General features: G+C 67.5%; 15 protein-coding genes. 10 read left to right on the top strand and 5 right to left on the bottom strand.

Features of this window, described 5'->3' with window-relative positions:
- The first annotated feature begins 354 nt into the window (after nucleotides 1–354).
- The 6 genes from cobN to QQ25_RS18770 are packed head-to-tail and all read left to right on the top strand — an operon-like array spanning nucleotide 355 to nucleotide 9237.
- The gene (cobN, locus tag QQ25_RS18795; protein ID WP_039381069.1) at nucleotides 355–3966 is read left to right on the top strand and encodes a cobaltochelatase subunit CobN; all 3612 of its coding nucleotides are present in this window, start codon (nucleotides 355–357) and stop codon (nucleotides 3964–3966) included.
- A 21-nt stretch (nucleotides 3967–3987) separates the two neighbouring features.
- The gene (locus QQ25_RS18790; protein ID WP_039380403.1) at nucleotides 3988–4371 is read left to right on the top strand and encodes a PPOX class F420-dependent oxidoreductase; all 384 of its coding nucleotides are present in this window, start codon (nucleotides 3988–3990) and stop codon (nucleotides 4369–4371) included.
- A 57-nt stretch (nucleotides 4372–4428) separates the two neighbouring features.
- The gene (locus tag QQ25_RS18785) at nucleotides 4429–4941 is read left to right on the top strand and encodes an FxsA family protein (protein ID WP_039380400.1); all 513 of its coding nucleotides are present in this window, start codon (nucleotides 4429–4431) and stop codon (nucleotides 4939–4941) included.
- Nucleotides 4942–4958: 17 nt separating this feature from the next.
- Nucleotides 4959–6554: an amidohydrolase gene (locus QQ25_RS18780; RefSeq protein ID WP_039380398.1), complete on the top strand. Its 1596-nt coding sequence runs from the start codon at nucleotides 4959–4961 to the stop codon at nucleotides 6552–6554.
- Nucleotides 6544–8442 carry an apolipoprotein N-acyltransferase gene (gene lnt / locus QQ25_RS18775; protein WP_101906051.1) on the top strand — a complete coding sequence of 633 codons (1899 nt, stop codon included), beginning with the start codon at nucleotides 6544–6546 and terminating at the stop codon, nucleotides 8440–8442. The genes QQ25_RS18780 and lnt overlap by 11 nt, the downstream gene beginning before the upstream one ends.
- Nucleotides 8443–8451: 9 nt before the next feature.
- Nucleotides 8452–9237 (top strand): polyprenol monophosphomannose synthase, encoded by a 786-nt coding sequence (locus tag QQ25_RS18770; RefSeq protein ID WP_039321370.1) that lies wholly within the window; start codon nucleotides 8452–8454, stop codon nucleotides 9235–9237.
- Nucleotides 9238–9295: 58 nt separating this feature from the next.
- On the opposite strand, the gene rbpA is transcribed toward QQ25_RS18770, so the two are convergent.
- Nucleotides 9296–9634: an RNA polymerase-binding protein RbpA gene (gene rbpA, locus QQ25_RS18765; RefSeq protein WP_003880369.1), complete on the bottom strand. Its 339-nt coding sequence runs from the start codon at nucleotides 9632–9634 to the stop codon at nucleotides 9296–9298.
- A 124-nt stretch (nucleotides 9635–9758) separates the two neighbouring features.
- Between rbpA and QQ25_RS18760 the strand changes: the two genes are divergently transcribed.
- On the top strand, nucleotides 9759–10100 hold the full coding sequence (locus QQ25_RS18760) for a hypothetical protein (protein ID WP_039321368.1): 342 nt from the start codon (nucleotides 9759–9761) through the stop codon (nucleotides 10098–10100).
- Here the strand turns inward: QQ25_RS18760 and QQ25_RS18755 are convergent.
- The gene (locus QQ25_RS18755) at nucleotides 10097–10813 is read right to left on the bottom strand and encodes a hypothetical protein (RefSeq protein ID WP_039380397.1); all 717 of its coding nucleotides are present in this window, start codon (nucleotides 10811–10813) and stop codon (nucleotides 10097–10099) included. The genes QQ25_RS18760 and QQ25_RS18755 overlap by 4 nt on opposite strands.
- Nucleotides 10814–10889: 76 nt before the next feature.
- Here QQ25_RS18755 and QQ25_RS18750 point away from each other — a divergent pair, with 76 nt between their 5' ends.
- The 3 genes from QQ25_RS18750 (at nucleotide 10890) to QQ25_RS18740 (ending at nucleotide 16486) form a co-directional block, all read left to right on the top strand.
- Nucleotides 10890–12428, top strand: a complete 1539-nt coding sequence (locus QQ25_RS18750) for a carboxylesterase/lipase family protein (protein ID WP_039380395.1) — start codon at nucleotides 10890–10892, stop codon at nucleotides 12426–12428.
- 65 nt (nucleotides 12429–12493) lie between these two features.
- Nucleotides 12494–14431 (top strand): primary-amine oxidase, encoded by a 1938-nt coding sequence (locus QQ25_RS18745; protein ID WP_039380394.1) that lies wholly within the window; start codon nucleotides 12494–12496, stop codon nucleotides 14429–14431.
- A gap of 45 nt (nucleotides 14432–14476) precedes the next feature.
- Nucleotides 14477–16486, top strand: a complete 2010-nt coding sequence (locus QQ25_RS18740) for a DUF7064 domain-containing protein (RefSeq protein ID WP_039380392.1) — start codon at nucleotides 14477–14479, stop codon at nucleotides 16484–16486.
- Here QQ25_RS18740 and QQ25_RS18735 read toward each other — a convergent pair.
- The 3 genes from QQ25_RS18735 to QQ25_RS18725 form a co-directional block, all read right to left on the bottom strand.
- Nucleotides 16464–16688, bottom strand: coding sequence for a DUF167 domain-containing protein (locus QQ25_RS18735; RefSeq protein WP_039321359.1), 225 nt, complete (start codon nucleotides 16686–16688; stop codon nucleotides 16464–16466). The two genes, QQ25_RS18740 and QQ25_RS18735, sit on opposite strands and share 23 nt — an antisense overlap.
- A gap of 70 nt (nucleotides 16689–16758) precedes the next feature.
- On the bottom strand, nucleotides 16759–17958 hold the full coding sequence (locus QQ25_RS18730; RefSeq protein ID WP_039380389.1) for a lipid-transfer protein: 1200 nt from the start codon (nucleotides 17956–17958) through the stop codon (nucleotides 16759–16761).
- Nucleotides 17958–18395 carry a Zn-ribbon domain-containing OB-fold protein gene (locus tag QQ25_RS18725; RefSeq protein ID WP_039380388.1) on the bottom strand — a complete coding sequence of 146 codons (438 nt, stop codon included), beginning with the start codon at nucleotides 18393–18395 and terminating at the stop codon, nucleotides 17958–17960. The genes QQ25_RS18730 and QQ25_RS18725 overlap by 1 nt, the downstream gene beginning before the upstream one ends.
- Between the last annotated feature and the right edge of the window lie 52 nt (nucleotides 18396–18447).

Here is an 18447-nt window from a genome sequence, read left to right as displayed (position 1 = left end):
CATCAGTCACAGGTGTGGAAACCTGTTCGGTCGCTTACAGATCGGCGATTTTCGCCGCGTCCGGACGTACCGTTTACGAGGGTTCCCGGGACCGCCGGTACCGGGAAGCTGAACAGCTCGACCAAAGCTCTGACGAAAGGAGCGACCCATGCTTGCCTTTGGCGCATTCGCCGCATTCGTACTGGTGCTCGTCGCGACGGCGGGCTCGCCGTACCGGCAGTCGTGGCACGACCGCTTCGGTGAGACCCAGCCCTGACCCTGACCACCTCTGCCGCACCGGCTACCCCGATCGAGTAGCCGGTGCGGTACGAATGGGGGGTGTCCCACCCCCCTGAAGTGCCCGAAGTGTCGACCGTGACCGATCCGGCCGTCGCCGGCGACGCCGTTGCGCCCATCGTCCTGCTGCTGTCGACCTCGGACACCGATCTCATCGCTGCCCGCGCCAGTGGAGCACGGTACCGCTGGGCCAACCCGTCACGGCTGGTCACCGGTGAACTTGAAGAGCTTCTCGACGGCGCCGACATCGCGGTGATCCGGATCCTCGGCGGCTACCGGGCCTGGCAGGACGGCATCGACACCGTGGTGGCCAGCGGCCTACCGACGGTTGTGGTCAGCGGCGAGCAGTCACCCGACGCCGAATTGATGCGATGCTCGACCGCTCCGCAGGGAGCCGCCCTGCAAACGCACATCTACCTGGCGCAGGGCGGTCTGGAGAACCTGAGGAATCTGCATTCCTTCCTGTCCGACACGCTGCTGATGACCGGCTTCGGCTTCGCCGCCCCGGTGAACACCCCGACGTGGGGAATCCTGGAGCGGCCCGCCGCCGTCACCGACGGGCCGACCGTCGCGGTGCTCTACTACCGCGCCCAGCAACTCGCCGGGAACACCGGCTACGTCGAGTCGTTGTGTTCGGCCATCGAGGACGCCGGCGGGCGGGCGCTACCGGTCTTCTGCGCCTCTCTGCGTACCGCCGAACCCGAACTCCTCGAGCTGCTCGGCGGCGCCGACGCGCTGGTCACCACCGTGCTCGCCGCCGGTGGCGCCACGCCGGCCGCGGTCGGGGCTGGCGGCAACGATGATTCATGGAACGTCGCTCACCTTGCCGCACTTGACATTCCGATCCTGCAAGGGCTGTGCCTGACCAGCTCGAGGTCCGACTGGGCTGCCGGTGACGACGGGATGTCGCCGCTGGACGTCGCCACCCAGGTTGCCGTCCCCGAATTCGACGGGCGCATCATCACGGTGCCGTTCTCCTTCAAGGAGATCGACTCGGAGGGCCTGATCTCCTACATCGCCGACCCGGAGCGCTGTGCGCGGGTGGCAGGTCTGGCGGTGCGCCATGCCCGGTTGCGTGCCATTCCGCCCGCTGAAAAGCGTGTGGCCCTGGTGTTTTCGGCCTATCCCACCAAGCATGCCCGGATCGGTAATGCGGTCGGCTTGGACACCCCGGCCAGCGCGGTTGCGCTGCTGCAGGCGATGCGCGACGCCGGGTACGGCGTCGGGGAGATTCCCGGCCTGGATGCCGGCGACGGGGACGCCCTGATCCACGCCATGATCGAGCATGGCGGGCAGGACCCGGACTGGCTGACCGACGAGGCGCTGGCGGCCAATCCGATTCGAGTGCCGGCCAAGGACTACCGGCAATGGTTCGCCACGCTGCCCGCTGAACTCGCCGACGCCGTCGTCGAGCACTGGGGACCGCCGCCGGGCGAGCTCTTCGTCGACCGCAGCCGCGATCCGGACGGCGAGATCGTCATTGCGGCCATCCAGGCCGGCAACGTGGTGCTGATGGTGCAGCCGCCCCGCGGTTTCGGCGAGAACCCGGTGGCCATCTATCACGACCCCGACCTGCCGCCGAGCCATCACTACCTGGCCGCCTACCGGTGGCTGGATGCGTCGTTCCCGGAATCCTTCCGGGCCGATGCCGTCGTGCACCTAGGTAAGCACGGCAACCTGGAATGGCTACCCGGCAAGACCCTGGGCATGAGCGCGGGGTGCGGCACCGACGCCGCCCTCGGCGATCTGCCGCTGATCTATCCGTTCCTGGTCAATGACCCAGGGGAGGGCACCCAGGCCAAACGCCGTGCGCATGCCACGCTCATCGATCACCTCATCCCGCCGATGGCGCGTGCCGAAACCTACGGCGACATCGCCAAACTCGAGCAGCTTCTCGATGAGCACGCCAACGTCTCGGCCCTGGATCCGGGCAAGCTGCCGGCGATCCGCCAGCAGATCTGGACGTTGATGCGGGCCGCGAAGATGGACCACGACCTGGGGCTGGAGGACCGTCCGGACGAGGACTCGTTCGACGACATGCTGCTGCACGTCGACGGCTGGCTGTGCGAGATCAAGGATGTTCAGATCCGTGACGGCTTGCACGTTTTGGGCCAGAAGCCCACCGGCGCAGGCGAACTCGACCTGGTGCTCGCCATTCTTCGCGCCCGCCAGCTGTTCGGGGGCAAGCAGACAGTGCCGGGCCTGCGACAGGCGCTCGGTCTGATCGAGGACGGCAGTGACGAGCGTGCCGCCGTCGATGCGGCCGAGGCCGGGGCCCGGGCGCTGATCGCTGCCCTGCAGGACAGCGGCTGGGACCCAGCCACTGTCGACCGGATCACCGACAATCCGGAGGTGGCCCGCATCCTGCGGTTCGCCGCCACCGAGGTGGTGCCGAGGCTGGCCGGCACCGAGTGTGAGATCGACCAGGTGCTGCGCGCGCTGGACGGCGGCTTCATCGAATCCGGCCCGTCGGGATCGCCGTTGCGTGGCCTGGTCAACGTGCTGCCCACCGGCCGCAACTTCTACTCGGTGGACCCCAAGGCGGTGCCGTCGCGGTTGGCCTGGGAAACCGGTGTGGCGATGGCGGATTCACTGTTGGAGCGCTATCGCGCCGATTACGGCCGCTGGCCCCAGTCGGTGGGCCTGTCCGTGTGGGGCACATCAGCCATGCGCACCGCAGGCGACGACATCGCCGAGGTGCTCGCCCTGCTGGGTGTGCGCCCGGTCTGGGATGACGCCTCCCGCCGCGTGGTGAGCCTTGAGTCGATCGACCTGGCCGAACTCGGCCGGCCCCGGATCGATGTCACGGTGCGCATCTCCGGGTTCTTCCGCGACGCCTTCCCACACGTGGTCACCATGCTCGACGACGCGGTGGCGTTGGTGGCCGGCCTCGACGAGCCGGCCGAGGACAACTACGTGCGTGCCCACTCGCAGGCCGACCTGGCCGACCATGGTGACCAAAGGCGCGCCACCACAAGGATTTTCGGGTCCAAGCCGGGAACCTACGGCGCGGGCCTGCTGCAGCTGATCGACAGCCGCAACTGGCGCGACGACGCAGACCTGGCCGAGGTGTACACCGCATGGGGCGGATTTGCCTACGGCCGCGGACTCGACGGCGCGCCGGCCTCCGACGACATGAACCGGGCATACCGGCGAATCGCGGTGGCCGCCAAGAACACCGACACCCGCGAACACGACATCGCCGATTCCGACGACTATTTCCAGTACCACGGCGGCATGGTGGCCACCGTGCGGGCACTCACCGGGCAGGCTCCTGCGGCCTACATCGGCGACAACACGCGGCCCGACGCCGTTCGCACCCGCACGCTGTCGGAGGAGACCAATCGGGTCTTCCGCGCCCGCGTGGTGAACCCGCGCTGGATCACCGCGATGCGCAGGCACGGCTACAAGGGCGCCTTCGAGATGGCGGCCACCGTGGACTACCTGTTCGGCTACGACGCCACCGCGCATGTGATGGCCGACTGGATGTACGAGCGGCTCTCGGCCGAATACGTGCTCGACGACGAGAACCGCAAGTTCATGTCCGAATCGAATCCGTGGGCACTGCACGGCATGGCCGAACGGCTTCTGGAAGCCGCGGGCCGCGGTATGTGGGCCGCACCCGAGCAGGCGACCCTCGACGGGTTGCGCCAGGTGCTGCTGGAGACCGAGGGGGAGCTGGAAGGTTAGCCGGGGCAGTAGATTTAATCCATGCCTCTCACCTTCGCCGATGTCGCCAAGGCCAACTACGTTCTGCTGACCACGTTCACCAAGGACGGCCGCCCCAAGCCGACCGCGATCTGGGCGGTGCCCGACGGTGATCGGATGCTGGTGATCACCGAGGCCGATTCGTGGAAGGTCAAGCGGATTCGCAACACCCCGCGGGTGACGGTGGCGAAATGCGATATGCGGGGCAATCCCAAGAGTGAGGCGGTCGAGGCAACCGCCGCCGTCCTCGACCCTTCGCACAACGGCGCCATCTATGACGGCATCGGCAAGCGCTACGGCCTGATCGGCAAGACCTTCAACTTCTTCTCCAAGCTGCGCGGCGGAATGGAGAAGAACGTCGGGCTGGAACTGCGGGCCGCGGGCTGACAGCCGGCGGAAACAGCCGCCCCGGAACCTGCGGGGCGTCGGGCACGTTGTACAGGCATGGCAAAGCGGCTGTTTCTGATCTACCTCCTCGTAGAGGTGGGGGTGACGGTCGCCTTGGTGGCGACCATCGGATTCGGCTACACCGTGCTGTTGCTGCTGGCATCGTTCGTGGTCGGGCTGGTGTTGGCGGGTTCACAGCTCAATCGGCAGATCCGTCGTCTGCGCACGGGCCTGTCGGGCGGTGTGTCCGATACCCGGGGTGCGGTGTCCGACAGTCTGCTGGTGGCGTTGGGCACCGTGTTGGTGGTGATTCCCGGTCTGGCCAGCTCGGTCGTCGGCGCATTGTTACTGCTGCCGCCCACCCGGGCCGCTGCGCGCCCGGTGCTCACCGGACTGATCACCCGGCGGATGCCCCTTATCGCCGCGGCGCCCCCCGGTTTCGGTGCGCCCACCGGGACCGCCGGTTATCGACACGGGACCGGCGACTACATTGACGGCGAAGTAATCGACGTCGACGAGTTCATCGACGTAACCGAAGTCGACCCGTACCGCCTGCCTCCGAAGGCCTAGCAGCCAGCCGAAACAGCTTGACCACACTCCTGATCAACGGGCGCATCCACAGCCCCAGCCATCCCGACGCGACCGCTTTCGCAGTGCGCGGCGGCGTTGTGGCGTGGCTGGGTACCGACGAGATCGGCCGGTCGCAGTTCCCCGATGCCGACATCGTCGATCTCGACGGCGGCTTCGTCGCTCCGGCGTTCGTCGACAGTCACGTCCACCTGACGGCCACCGGTCTGAATCTGGACGGCCTGGATCTCCGCGGGGCCACCTCGCTGCAACACTGCCTGCGGTTGGTCGGCGAATATGCGGGTCGGCATCCGGACGGGCCGGTGTGGGGACACGGTTGGGACGAGTCGGGCTGGCCGGAGCGGACGGCTCCGAGCACCGCGGATCTCGATGCCGTGCTGGGGGATCGGCCCGCGTACCTGGCCCGGGTGGACGTGCATTCCGCCGTCACCACCACAGCACTGCGCCGGCTGGCTCCGGGCCTGGCCGAGGCCGCGGGCTTCGACCCGCAGCGTCCGTTGACGGCCGATGCGCATCACCTGGTGCGCGCGGCCGCGCGTGAGCAGCTGACCCCGCAGCAACGGCACGACGCCCGCGTCGCGGCACTCGACCATGCCGCCGGGATGGGCATCGTCGCGGTCCACGAATGCGCGGGCCCACAGATCGGCGGCCTGCTCGACTGGCAGGAGTTGCGTGCGCTGGAGCACGGCGTCGAGGTGATCGGCTACTGGGGTGAGCCGGCCCGTGACGCCGAGCATGCCCGTCAACTGATCGCCGAGACCGGCGCCCGCGGCCTGGCCGGAGACCTGTTCGTCGACGGCGCCCTCGGCTCGCGCACCGCGTGGCTGCACCAGCCGTATCACGACGCGCCGGACACCTGTGGCAATTGCTACCTGGACGTCGAGGTCATCACCCGGCATGTGCAGGCCTGTACCGAGGCAGGCATCCCGGCGGGGTTCCACGTGATCGGCGATGCCGCGGTGCACGCCGTGGTCGACGGATTCGCCTCCGTCGCACAGCGGCTGGGCGGCCCGGCGCTGGCCCGCTGCGGCCATCGTCTGGAACATCTGGAAATGGTCAGCCCCGAGCAAGCCGCCCAGTTGGGCGCATGGGGCGTGATGGCCAGCATGCAGCCCAACTTCGACGCGCTGTGGGGCGGTACGCAAGGCATGTACGCCCAACGTCTCGGGCTTGATCGAGTTGCCCGGCTCAACCCGTTCGCGCTGTTAGCATCCGAAGGCGTGCCCCTCGCCTTCGGCTCCGACACTCCGGTCACCAGCATGAATCCCTGGCAGACTGTGCGGGCGGCGGTCTCGCACCGCAGCGCGGGCAGCGCCATCTCGCCACGTGCCGCGTTCGCTGCGACGACCCGCGGCGGCTGGCGGGCCGGTGGGGTACGCGACGGAGTCACCGGCACGCTCGCGCCTGGGGCGCCGGCCAGTTACGCGGTGTGGGAGGCCGATGACCTGGAGGTCAGCGCGCCGGCGAACGCCGTCCAGCGTTGGTCGACCGATCCTCGATCACGGGTGCCCGCGCTGCCGCGACTGACCGTTGATGCGGAGCTGCCGCGTTGCCGTCAGACCGTTCACCGGGGTGTCGTCATCCATGGACAGTGACCGTCCCAAAGACCGATCGGGCCGGCGACGGCCGCTCCGGCCGGGTCCCAACGAGTCCACCGAAGTGATACCCGCCATCGAGGAAGACGAGCTCGCCGAACTGGACGAGCTCGACGACGAGGCCTTCGGCGAACTGGACGAGGGCGCCACCGGAGATCCCGTGGCCGACATCGATCCCGACGAGGAGCCCGAGGAGCTCGAGTACCGACTCACCGCTGCGGGGACGCCGGATCGTTGGTCCGTGGTAACCGTCCGGGCGTCGCGATTCGGGCGGGCTGCGGCGCGGCGTTGGGCACAGTTGAGCGCCGCGGTCGGCGGCGGACTCGCGTTGTGCCTGAGCTATCCGCCGACCGGATGGTGGTGGGCAGCCTTCGTCGGGGTCGCGCTGATCGGGTGGGTGCTCACCCTCGAATCCACCACCCGCGCCGGTGGCTTCGGTTACGGATTCCTCTTCGGCCTCGCGTTCTACATTCCCCTGCTGCCGTGGATCAGCGGTCTGGTCGGCCCCGTGCCATGGCTGGCGCTGTCGGCAATGGAGGCGCTGTTCTGCGGGCTCTTCGGCCTGGCGGCGGTCGTGGTCAGACGATTGCCGGGCTGGCCGTTGTGGTTCGCCGCGCTGTGGGTCACCCAGGAATGGCTGAAATCCACTGTGCCGTTCGGCGGATTCCCTTGGGGAGTACTCGGATTCGGTCAGACCAATGGGCCGCTGCTGGCGATCGCGCGCTGGGGAGGCGCGCCGCTGCTGTCGTTCGCGGTGGTACTCGTCGGCTTCAGTCTGACGCTGCTGGCCCTCGAGATCGTGCAGTGGTGGCACCACGGACACAAGCCGGGTTTCCCGGCGCCCGCGGTCATGCTGCCGGGGTTGTGCATCACGGTGGTGCTGCTGGCCACCGCACTGCTGTGGCCTCAGGTCCGGCATTCCGCTACCGGCGCGGGTGACGAGCAGACGGTCACCGTGGCCGCCGTGCAGGGCAATGTGCCGAGGCTGGGTCTGGAATTCAATGCGCAGCGCCGTGCGGTGCTCGACAACCACGTGAGGCAGACGCAGGTGCTCGCCGGCGATGTCCGGGCCGGCCGGGCGCCCCAGCCCATGTTCGTGGTCTGGCCCGAGAACGCCTCTGACATCGATCCGTTGGCCAATGCCGACGCCGCGGCACAGATCACCGCGGCCGCCGACGCGGTCGGTGCACCGATCCTGGTGGGCGCCGTCACCAAGGCCGACGGATATACCGCGGACAATCCGGTGGCCACCAACACCGTGATCGTCTGGGATCCCGAACACGGGCCCGGCGAGCGGCACGACAAGAAGATCGTGCAGCCGTTCGGCGAGTACCTGCCGTGGCGCAGCTTCTTCAAGCATTTGTCGTCGTACGCGGACCGGGCGGGTTACTTCGTGCCGGGGGAGGGCAACGGTGTGGTGCACGCGGCCGGAGTGCCGATCGGGGTCACCACCTGCTGGGAGGTGATCTTCGACCGGGCCTCGCGTGAATCGGTGCTCAGCGGTGCCCAGGTGCTGACGGTGCCGACCAACAACGCGACGTTCGACGAGAACATGAGTGCCCAGCAGTTGGCATTCGGCAAACTCCGGGCCGTCGAGCACGACCGGTATCTGGTGGTCGCCGGGACTACCGGCATCAGTGCGGTGATCGCCCCGGACGGGCGTGAGCTGGCCCGCACCGAGTGGTTTCAGCCCGCGTATCTGGACAGCCAGGTCAGGTTGAAGACGGATCTGACGCCGGCCACCGAGTGGGCGCCGACCTTGCAAGTGGTGATGGTCACGGTCGGTCTGGGAGCAGTTGGTGCGGCAGTGGTCGTTTCCATACTGCACAATGGAGGGTTCGTGCAAAGAATGTTGAGGCGTCGCACCGGCGAAGGCCCGCGACGATGAAGGAGCCACATGACAGTCCCTGGTGACGGAGCGCGCCCCCAGGACGGTGAACGCCCGAGTCAGCGCACCCTGGTGATCATTCCCACCTACAACGAGCGGGAGAACCTGCCGCTGATCGTCGGGCGTGTCCATCGCGCCCGCCCCGAGGTGCACATCCTCGTCGTCGACGACGGCAGCCCCGACGGCACCGGCCAGTTGGCCGACGAGCTGGCCTTGGCCGACCCGGATCGCGTGCACGTGATGCACCGCACCAGCAAAGCCGGGCTGGGAGCGGCCTACCTGGCAGGTTTCGCCTGGGGGCTGGGCCGCGGGTACTCGGTTCTGGTCGAGATGGACGCGGACGGCAGCCACGCACCAGAGGAACTGAACCGCCTGCTCGATGCGGTCGACGCCGGGGCGGATCTGGCCATCGGTTCGCGGTACGTCTCCGGCGGCACGGTGCGCAACTGGCCGGTGCGCCGGCTCGTGCTGTCCAAAACCGCCAACACCTACTCTCGGCTTCTTCTGGGTGTCGGTATCCACGACATCACCGCCGGGTACCGGGCCTACCGGCGTGAGGTGCTGGAGAAGATCGACCTGTCCGCGGTCGATTCCAAGGGCTACTGCTTCCAGATCGACCTGACCTGGCGTGCGATCAACAATGGGTTCAAGGTCGTCGAGGTGCCCATCACGTTCACCGAACGTGAACTCGGGGTCTCCAAGATGAGTGGCTCCAACATCCGCGAGGCGATGTTCAAGGTCGCGGAGTGGGGTGTCCGTGGGCGCTTGGACCGTGCCCGGGGCGTGGTGCGCTAACCGGAAACAAAAAACCGCGATATGCCCACCAAGGGCATATCGCGGTTTTTTGTGCGGCTCAGCTGCCGCGACGCTTGGTCTTGATGAGATCGAGGCGCTCCTTGAGCAGCTCCTCGAGTTCCTCGACGGAACGACGCTCGAGCAGCATGTCCCAGTGGGTACGCGGGGGCTTCACCTTCTTGGGCTCGGGCACGTCACCCTCGATCAGGGTGCCCTCAAGCCCGTTACGGCACAGCCAGGTGCCGGGGATCTCGGCGTCGTCGGCGAACGGGACGTCGAACTCTTCGCCGTTCTCGGTACGGTAACGCGCCACTTGACGCGGCGCGAGGTCATGGTTGCGGTCCGTCTCGTAGCTCACGGCTCCGAGGCGACTGCCTCTCAGGACGCGATCAGCCATCGTCAACACTCCTTATTTGGCGTTTTGGTCCGGATGTATCAACGCTGCACGGCGTTGCCAAGTTCCCGACTCGACCATTGATGATACGCGGGCCGAGGCGACCGGCAGTCTACAGTCGTGAGCCATGGCGATCGGGAACCGCAGACGCGACCGCCCCCAGCCGTGTCGGTGGTGCGGACGAGAGGTCGCCGATGCGCAGATGGGCCGGCGGCGACAGTATTGCAGGCAATCGTGCCGGCAGCGCGCCTACGAGCAACGCGCCATGGTGAAGGGCACCTCGCTCGCCCCGGATTCGGTGGTGCTCAGCGCCGAAGAGGCGGCCCAGCTGTCCGACCGGGTGTATCAGGTCAGGTGTGCCGCCGAGGACGTCGCGATCGCGGTGGACGAGGGTGCGGGCGTGGACGAGCTGCGGCAGTTGTGCGCGGCGCTGATGGAAGCCGCGAAGGCGGCCGACGGCTGGCGCTAGTCGGGCGGGCAGCTGAGCTGGCGCCCGACGCCCACCGGCGGCGGGACCGGTTTGAGACACCCCAGCGGTTCGACGCCCGAGGAGTTCAGCAGCACAGCGGACTGGTGTGCGTAGTTGACGCACACCAGAGAGGTGGCATCGGCGCGGCACCGGTAATCGCCGAACGCCAGTGACTTGCCCTCGCTCAGCTCGGCGCCGTCACCGTAGCCGAACCGGCCCGGATCTCCATGCAGCGAGCCGATATCCACGGTTTCGCCGGCGAAATCCACCCAGCCCGGAATCCACTGGCCCTCGACATCGGCCGGCTTCGAGGGCAGACCCTCGGCCTTGATCAGGCACGCCAATTGGCCTTCGAGGATCTTGTCGGTGGCGCAGCGGGCGGTGCCCGACGGTGCGACGAATGCGACGTCCTCGCCGAGATTGGTGGATTGCCCTTCGCGCGTGGCGGTGTGGAATCCGGACGGATCTGCCGGGGTGCCCGCCTCGACCCACTTGATCACCCGGTTCATGGGAGTGCCGGGTGCCGGAGCCGTGGTGGGCAGCGGCGAGGTCGTTGTCGTGGTGGGTGTGGTGGCCTTGGTGTGCGGAGCGCCGGCGGGCATCGACATCCGGGGCTGTGAGCTCGGCTGCGACTCGTGCCCCCCTCCCGACGAACAGGACGACACGAGCGCCGCCAAAAGCACAGCAGCCCCAACAGTCACAACGGTGCGCATACCCGCAAGGCTAGCGGTCGCGTGCCACGCCCACCGCCTCTCCGCCCTCACCGCGGTAATTCGATACGGTCGGTTCATGCACGAGCGGACAGTCCGGGCAAAGATCAGCACCGGCATCGTCGAGGGATTCACCCGCGACGGCGTACATCGTTGGCGCTCCATCCCTTACGCCAAGCCGCCGGTGGGAAAACTGCGCTTGCGGGCGCCCGAGTCGGCCGAGCCGTGGCCCGGCGTGCGCTACTGCCACGGGTTCGGTTACTGCGCGCCCCAGCAGAATCGCTACACGCTCGTCGGCCTCGGTAAGCACCAGCCGACGAGCGAAGACTGCCTGACGCTCAACGTGGTGGCGCCGGAAAAGCCTGAGCCGCGGGCCCAAGGAGCAAAGAAAGACGATGCCGGTCCGCTGCCGGTGATGTTTTTCGTGCACGGCGGCGGCTACATCCTCGGCAGCTCGGCCACGCCCATCTATGACGGGGCCGCGCTGGCCCGTCGCGGCTGTGTGTTCGTCTCGGTCAACTACCGGCTCGGGATGCTGGGGTGCGTCGAGCTCTCGTCGCTGGCGACGCCGGAGCATCCGATCGACGACAACCTGTTCCTGCGCGATCTGGTGTTGGCGCTGCGCTGGGTCCGCGACAACATCGCCGTGTTCGGCGGGGATCCCGACAACGTGACGATCTTCGGTGAGAGTGCCGGTGCGCACGCGGTCGCGACCCTGCTCGCGGTGCCCGATGCCGAAGGGCTGTTCGCCCGGGTGATCTCCGAGAGCCCGGCCAGCGGGATGGTCAGCTCTGCGGATGCCGCCGCCACCATCGCAGGTCAGCTCGCCGAATTAGTCAGTCCCGGTGGGGGATCGGCGGCCGCCGCGCTGATGTCCGCGCGTCCCGCGGAGCTGGGCCGGGCCTTGGAAAAGCAGATCATGCGCGGCCAGACGGACATGCCGGGCGCGTTTCCGGTCGGGCCGACCTTCGGTACCGACTACCTGCCGGTCGATCCGGTCACGGCGATGTCCGAAGGCACCGCGCATCGGGTCCCGCTGATCGTCGGCAACAACGCCGACGAGGGGCGGCTGTTCACCCGGTTCCTGCAGCTGCTGCCGACCAACGAGCCGATGATCGAAAAGTTGTTCGCCCGCACCGATCCCGAGGAGCGCCGCCGGATCGTGGCGGCCTATCCCGACTATCCGAGCAGTGCGGCCTGCGTGCGGCTCGGTGGGGACTTCGCCTTCGCGTCGGCCACCTGGCAGATCGCCGAGGCGCACAGCCGGCACGCACCGACCTATGTGTACCGCTACGACTATGCGCCGCGGACCCTGCACTGGGCGGGTCTCGGCGCGACACACGCGATGGAACTGCTGGCGGTGTTCGACACGTACCACACGACATACGGCGCACTGCTGACCGCGGTCGGTGACCGCGGTTCGGCCCGGCGGGTCAGCCGTGACGTCCAGAGACGCTGGCGTGAGTTCACCCGGACCGGAGAGCCGGGGCCCGGCTGGCCGGCCTACGACAGCCACGACCGGGCGGTGTTCGTGTTCGATCGCCGTCCACGCGTCGAGTACGACCCGCGGGCGGTCCGGCGCAAGGCATGGGAAGGGTTCACCCTCGCCGAGCGCTGAGTTCACCGCCGGCACTCTGGTCGATTCGCTGCAGGGAATCGACCAGATGTGGTTGCGTATTTGACGTGGACTATCCCCTGGATCCGCTGTCCGCCGACGAGTTTCGCGCGGTGGCAGCGATATTGCGGCGTGAGCATGGGGTCGGGGAGGGCTGGCGCGTTGCCTCGGTCGAACTCGTCGAACCGACCAAGGCCGAGCTGGCCGCCTTCGACGGCGGCGGCGCGACGCCCGTTCGCCGGGCCGCCGTCATCTGTCTGGATCGGTCTGCGAATGCCACCTACAAGGGTGTGGTGTCGCTGACCGACGACCGGGTCGAGTCTTTCGACCACATCCCGGGTGTGCAGGCCAACTTCACCGTCGACGAGTTCGTCGAATGCGACCAGGTGTTGCGCCGGAATCCCGACGTGATCGCCGCGCTCGCCAAACGCGGCATCACCGACCTGGACAACGTGTTCATGGACACCTGGACCTATGGTGACGCGGTCGCGCCACCGGAATACCGCGACCGCCGGATCGGCTGGTCCGACACCTGGTACAAGCAGGCCCCCGGCGCCAACCCCTACGCCCACCCGGTCAGCGGTCTGCACTGCGTCATCGACATCAACACGATGGAGGTGCTGCGGGTCGAAGATGACGGCAGCTCCGAGATGCCAAGTGTCATGGGTGAATACGTACCGCGCCACATCCCAGAGCGCATCCGGGCCGCGTCGCACCGCGAGCCGCTCAAGCCGCTGAACATCACCCAGCCCGAAGGCCCGTCGTTCACCTTGGACGGCAACCTGCTGCAGTGGCAGAACTGGTCCTTGCGGATCGGCTTCAACCACCGCGAGGGCATGACCCTGCACACGGTGCGCTACCGCGACGGCGAGGTGAACCGTTCGGTGGCACACCGGATGTCGTTCGCCGAGATGGTGGTTCCGTACCGGGACTCGTCGGTCGATCACTATCGGCGCACCGCCTTCGACATCGGGGAGTGGGGTCTGGGGTTCATGACCACCTCACTCGAGCTCGGGTGCGACTGCCTCGGTGAGATCCGTTATCTGGACGCGGTTCTGCACAACAGCATGGGCGAGCCGTACACGATCGCGAATGCGATCTGCATCCATGAGGAAGACAACGCCGTGCTGTGGAAGCACGTCGACCACGACGCCGGTGCCGAGGTACGCCGGATGCGCAGGCTCACCCTGTCATTCCATGTCACGGTCGCGAACTACGAATACCTCGTGTACTGGCGGCTGTACCAGGACGGCAACATCGAATGCGAAGTCCGCGCCACCGGGATCATGGTCACCACACCGGTTCCGACGGGACAGCCGCACCCCAACGGCACACTGGTCGACGAGCGCACGTATGCGCCGTTCCATCAGCACTTCCTGATCGCCCGGTTGGACCTGGACATCGACGGAACCGACAACACCGTCTACATGACCGAGTCCTACGCCGAACCGATCAGTCCGGACAACCCCTACGGTCTGTCGCTCGTGGTGCGCAATCAGGCGCTGCGCACTGAGCTGGAGGCCAAGCAGGACGTCAGCTTCGCCACCCAGCGGGCCTGGAAGGTGGTCAACCCCAACGTCGTCAACGGCCTGGGCACGCACCCGTCGTACAAGCTGGTGCCCACCGGGGCCATCCCGGCGATGTTCGACCCGTCGTCCCCGGTGCTGCAACGCGCCAATGTCATCGGGCACACGTTGTGGGTCACCCCGAACCGGCCCGACGAACGCTGGCCGGCGGGGGAGTTCGTCAACCAGTCGGAGGCCGACACCGGGTTGGGTGAGTGGACCAAGGCCGATCGGTCGATCGACAACACCGATGTGGTGCTGTGGTACGTGTTCGGCATCCATCACATCACCCGCCCGGAGGACTGGCCGGTGATGCCCGTGGATGTGGTGTCGTTCTGGCTCAAGCCTTTCGGTTTCTTCGACCGCAACCCGGCGCTGGACGTGGCGGCCACTCCGCCGGACTCCTGCGCACACGGTCATGCCAGGGCGGCGCATCATTAGTTGACACCTGTCATGTGTGATGCGGAACACTGCTAGGTTGCCTGTGTGCAACCGACTCAGACAGCCGTTCTCGACCGCCCCGAAGATCTGACCTGCGACTGGCTGACCGCCGCCCTCGGCGCCGGCCGGATCAGCGCATTCAGTTTCGAGCGCATCGGAACCGGCCAGATGAGCGAGTGCTACCGCGTCTCGCTGAGCTACGACGATGACGGGCAGGGGCCCGCGTCAGTTGTGCTGAAGGTGGCAGCCACCGACCCCAGCAGCCGACAGACCGGGCTCGCGCTCGGTCTCTACGAGCGCGAGGTCCGGTTCTACGCCGACATCGCACCTGCCCTGGCTCCCGGGCCGGTGGCGCCGTGCTACCACGCCGCTTTCGATCCGCAGACCGGTGCCTTCGACCTGTTGCTGGGCGACGCCGTACCCGCTGTGGTCGGTGATGAGATCCGTGGCGCGACAACCCGACAGGCCACCGTGGCACTCACCGAATTGGGGCACATGCACGGTTCGACCGCCGGCGCCGAGGCACTGAACCGGGCCGAGTGGCTCAACCGCGACGCACCGGTCAACCAGGCCCTGATCTCGGGGCTGTACGCGGCCTTCGTCGAGCGCTATGCGGATCTGATCACGCCCGAACAACGGCAGGTCTGCGAACGACTCGTCGAGAGCTTCGACACCTACCTCGCCGACGAAGGCGCACCCCAACGGCCCCAGGGCCTGGTGCACGGGGACTATCGGTTGGACAACATGCTGTTCGGCGACGAGGGCGCCGAACGGGCGCTGACCGTGGTCGACTGGCAGACCGTCACCAAGGGGCCGGCGTTCACCGACGTTGCTTACTTCATCGGCTGTGCACTACCCGTCGAGCAGCGTCGCGCCCACTACGACGAGTTGTTGGCCGCCTATCATCAGGCGCTCGGACCGGACACGGCGTTGACGCTCGGGCAGATCCGCGAGGGCGTGCGCCGGCAGAGCTTCTTCGGCGTGATGATGGCGATCATCTCCTCGATGCTGGTGGAGCGCACCGACCGCGGCGACCAGATGTTCATGACGATGCTCGACCGGCACTGCAGCCACGTGCTGGACACCCATGCGCTCGATATCCTTGCGCCACCGGCGGTTCCAGAACCACTGGTGCCCGCCGCCGACGACGAATACGCCCACGTCCCCACTGGTGAAGACCTGTGGAACGAGAGCTGGTACTTCGACTTCGTCGACGCCGGCGCGGGCTTCGGCGGGTGGATCCGCCTGGGGCTCATCCCCAACCAGCACACCGCGTGGATCAACGTGCTGTTCTGCGGTCCGGGGTTGCCGACCGTGGCGCTCAACGACTTTCACGCACCACCGGCCGAACCCTCGTCCGTCAGGGGGGAGGGCGTCGAGCTGAACCTGCACCCCGATGAGCCGCTCGAGGTGTATCGCGTGACCGCCACCGGAACCGGCGAGGCATTCGACGACCCGTCGGCGTTGTTGCGTGGCGAGTCGGGTGAGTCCGTCTCGGTGACATTGGACCTGACCTGGCGCACCGCGGGAACCCCGTACCAATACCGGATCACCCCACGCTACGAGATTCCGTGCACGGTGTCGGGGACGGTGATCATCGGCGATCAGACCCACACCATCGAAGCCGTCGCGGGCCAGCGTGACCATTCGTGGGGTGTGCGGGACTGGTGGTCGATGAACTGGGTGTGGAGCGCCGTCCATCTCGACGACGGCACCCATCTGCACGGCGTCGACATTCGGATCCCGGGGGTGCCGCCCATCGGGATCGGCTACTCACAGCGTGCCGGTGAACCGCTTGTCGAACTGCAGACGGTGACCGCGGAGCACACTCTCGGCGCCGACGATCTGCCGGTGTCGACCACGCTGACGCTGCAACCCGGCGACATTCAGGCGAGCATCGACATCCAGGGCCATGCCCCGGTGCTGCTGGCGGCGGCGGACGGCCGGGTCAGCCAGTTCCCTCGTGCCTGGGCGAAGGTGCGTACCGCCGACGGGCGCGACGGTGTCGGCTGGCTGGAGTGGAACCGCAACCTCAGCTCACCCGAAAACGCTTGAGCCGCGCGGTCGCCCCGGAGATCAACTCCACGCGGCTGCGCGGCACGCCCAGATGTTCGGCAAGCAGTTTGGTGACGGCGTCATTGGCCTTGCCGTCGACGGCACGTTCCTGAACGTAGATGGTGAGCGCGCCGTCGTCGCCGACCTCGACCAGCGGACCCTTGCGGCTGCCCGGCTTGACGCGGACGACAACGGTGATCATGCGCCGAACCTGAAGAAGTGTGCGAAATTTCGCGAGAAACTCGACAACATGTTCAGGTTCGGCGCCAGGCTTAGCGCGCGACGATCACCGAGGAGCCGTGGCCGAACAGGCCCTGATTGGCGGTCACGCCGACCTTGGCGCCCTCGACCTGCCGGCCGGTGGCCTGGCCCTTGAGCTGCCAGGTCAACTCGCACACCTGCGCGATCGCCTGGGCCGGGATGGCCTCGCCGAAGCAGGCCAGACCGCCCGACGGGTTCACCGGCACGCGCCCGCCGATGGTGGTGGCGCCGGAACGCAGCAGCTGCTCACCTTCACCCTTGGCGCACAGGCCCAGGTGCTCGTACCAGTCCAGCTCCAGCGCGGTGGACAGGTCGTACACCTCGGCCAGGCCGACGTCTTCGGGCCCGATACCGGCCTCGGCGTAGGCGGCGTCGAGGATCTGGTCCTTGAACACCCGCTCCGGGGCGGCCACCACAGCGGTGGAATCCGTTGCGATATCCGGCAATTCGGGCAGATGCTGCGGGTAGCGCGGTGTCACGGTCGAGACCGCACGCACCGAAGGGACACCCTCGAGCGAGCCGAGGTGCTTCTCGGCAAACGACTTGCTGGCCACGATCAGGGCGGCCGCGCCGTCAGAGGTGGCGCAGATGTCGAGCTGGCGCAGCGGATCGGACACCACCGGGCTGGCCAGCACGTCCTCGATCGCGGATTCCTTGCGGTAGCGTGCATTCGGGTTCTGCAGGCCGTGGCGGGAGTTCTTCACCTTCACTTGGGCGAAGTCCTCGGCGGTGGCCCCGTAGAGGTCCATCCGGCGCCGGGCCAGCAGCGCGAAGTACACGGGGTTCATCGCGCCCAGCAGGTGGAAGCGCTGCCAGTCGGGATCGTTCTTGCGCTCGCCGCCGACGGGGGCGAACGCACCCTTGGGTGTGGTGTCGGCGCCGATCACCAGCGCGACATCGCAGAATCCGGCCAGGATATGGGCGCGGGCGCTCTGCAGAGCCTGGGAGCCCGACGCGCACGCCGCGTAGCTCGACGACACCGGCACGCCGTTCCAGCCGAGCTTCTGGGCGAACGTCGACCCGGCGATGAATCCCGGGTAACCGTTGCGGATGGTGTCGGCACCGGCGACCAATTGGATCTGGCGCCAGTCCAGACCGGCCTCGGCCAGGGCTGCTCGGGCGGCGACGACGCCGTACTCGGTGAAGTCGCGTCCCCACTTGCCCCACGGGTGCATGCCCGCGCCGAGGATGTACAGCGGTTCTGGGCTCATCAGGCGATCCTCCAGGCGTGGGTGGTGCGCTCGACGCCCTCGTCGTCGGTGTAGAGCGTCATGGTGGTCAGCTCCATCTCCATGCCGACCTTCAGATCGGCGGCGAGGGTGCCTTCGACAACCTTGCCGAGCACGATCAGGCCTTCGTCGGCCAGTTCGACCGCGGCGATGGCGAACGGCTCGAACGGATCGGTCTGCGGGTACGGATTGGGCGGGAGATACCGGTTCTCGGTGTAGCTCCAGACTTTTCCGCGGCGGGACAGCGGAACCAGGTCCAGGGTGTCGCTGTCACAGGCCGGGTTGGGGCAGTTGTTCTCGCGCGGCGGGAACACGTAGGTGGCGCACTGGGTGCACTTGCCGCCGATCAGGTGGGTGGCACCGGCGTCGTCGGAGGCGAACCATCCGTCGATCGCGGGTTGCGAAGATGCTGCTGGCACGCGGCCAGCCTAAACGATCAAGACCACGAAACTGAAACGTGTTGCAGTTTCG

The organism is Mycolicibacterium setense (assembly GCF_000805385.1).
In the GTDB taxonomy this organism is placed as follows: Bacteria; Actinomycetota; Actinomycetes; order Mycobacteriales; family Mycobacteriaceae; genus Mycobacterium; species Mycobacterium setense.
The sequence above is the reverse complement of the archived record's forward strand: the minus strand, read 5'-3'. Positions and strand labels throughout refer to the sequence as shown.

Coding starts and splice junctions, on each gene's coding strand:
- QQ25_RS18790 (WP_039380403.1), top strand. CDS start 3,988: ATGCCTCTCACCTTCGCCGATGTCGCCAAGGCCAACTACGTTCTGCTG.
- QQ25_RS18785 (WP_039380400.1), top strand. CDS start 4,429: ATGGCAAAGCGGCTGTTTCTGATCTACCTCCTCGTAGAGGTGGGGGTG.
- lnt (WP_101906051.1), top strand. CDS start 6,544: ATGGACAGTGACCGTCCCAAAGACCGATCGGGCCGGCGACGGCCGCTC.
- QQ25_RS18770 (WP_039321370.1), top strand. CDS start 8,452: ATGACAGTCCCTGGTGACGGAGCGCGCCCCCAGGACGGTGAACGCCCG.
- rbpA (WP_003880369.1), bottom strand. CDS start 9,634: ATGGCTGATCGCGTCCTGAGAGGCAGTCGCCTCGGAGCCGTGAGCTAC.
- QQ25_RS18760 (WP_039321368.1), top strand. CDS start 9,759: ATGGCGATCGGGAACCGCAGACGCGACCGCCCCCAGCCGTGTCGGTGG.
- QQ25_RS18755 (WP_039380397.1), bottom strand. CDS start 10,813: ATGCGCACCGTTGTGACTGTTGGGGCTGCTGTGCTTTTGGCGGCGCTC.
- QQ25_RS18750 (WP_039380395.1), top strand. CDS start 10,890: ATGCACGAGCGGACAGTCCGGGCAAAGATCAGCACCGGCATCGTCGAG.
- QQ25_RS18735 (WP_039321359.1), bottom strand. CDS start 16,688: ATGATCACCGTTGTCGTCCGCGTCAAGCCGGGCAGCCGCAAGGGTCCG.
- QQ25_RS18730 (WP_039380389.1), bottom strand. CDS start 17,958: ATGAGCCCAGAACCGCTGTACATCCTCGGCGCGGGCATGCACCCGTGG.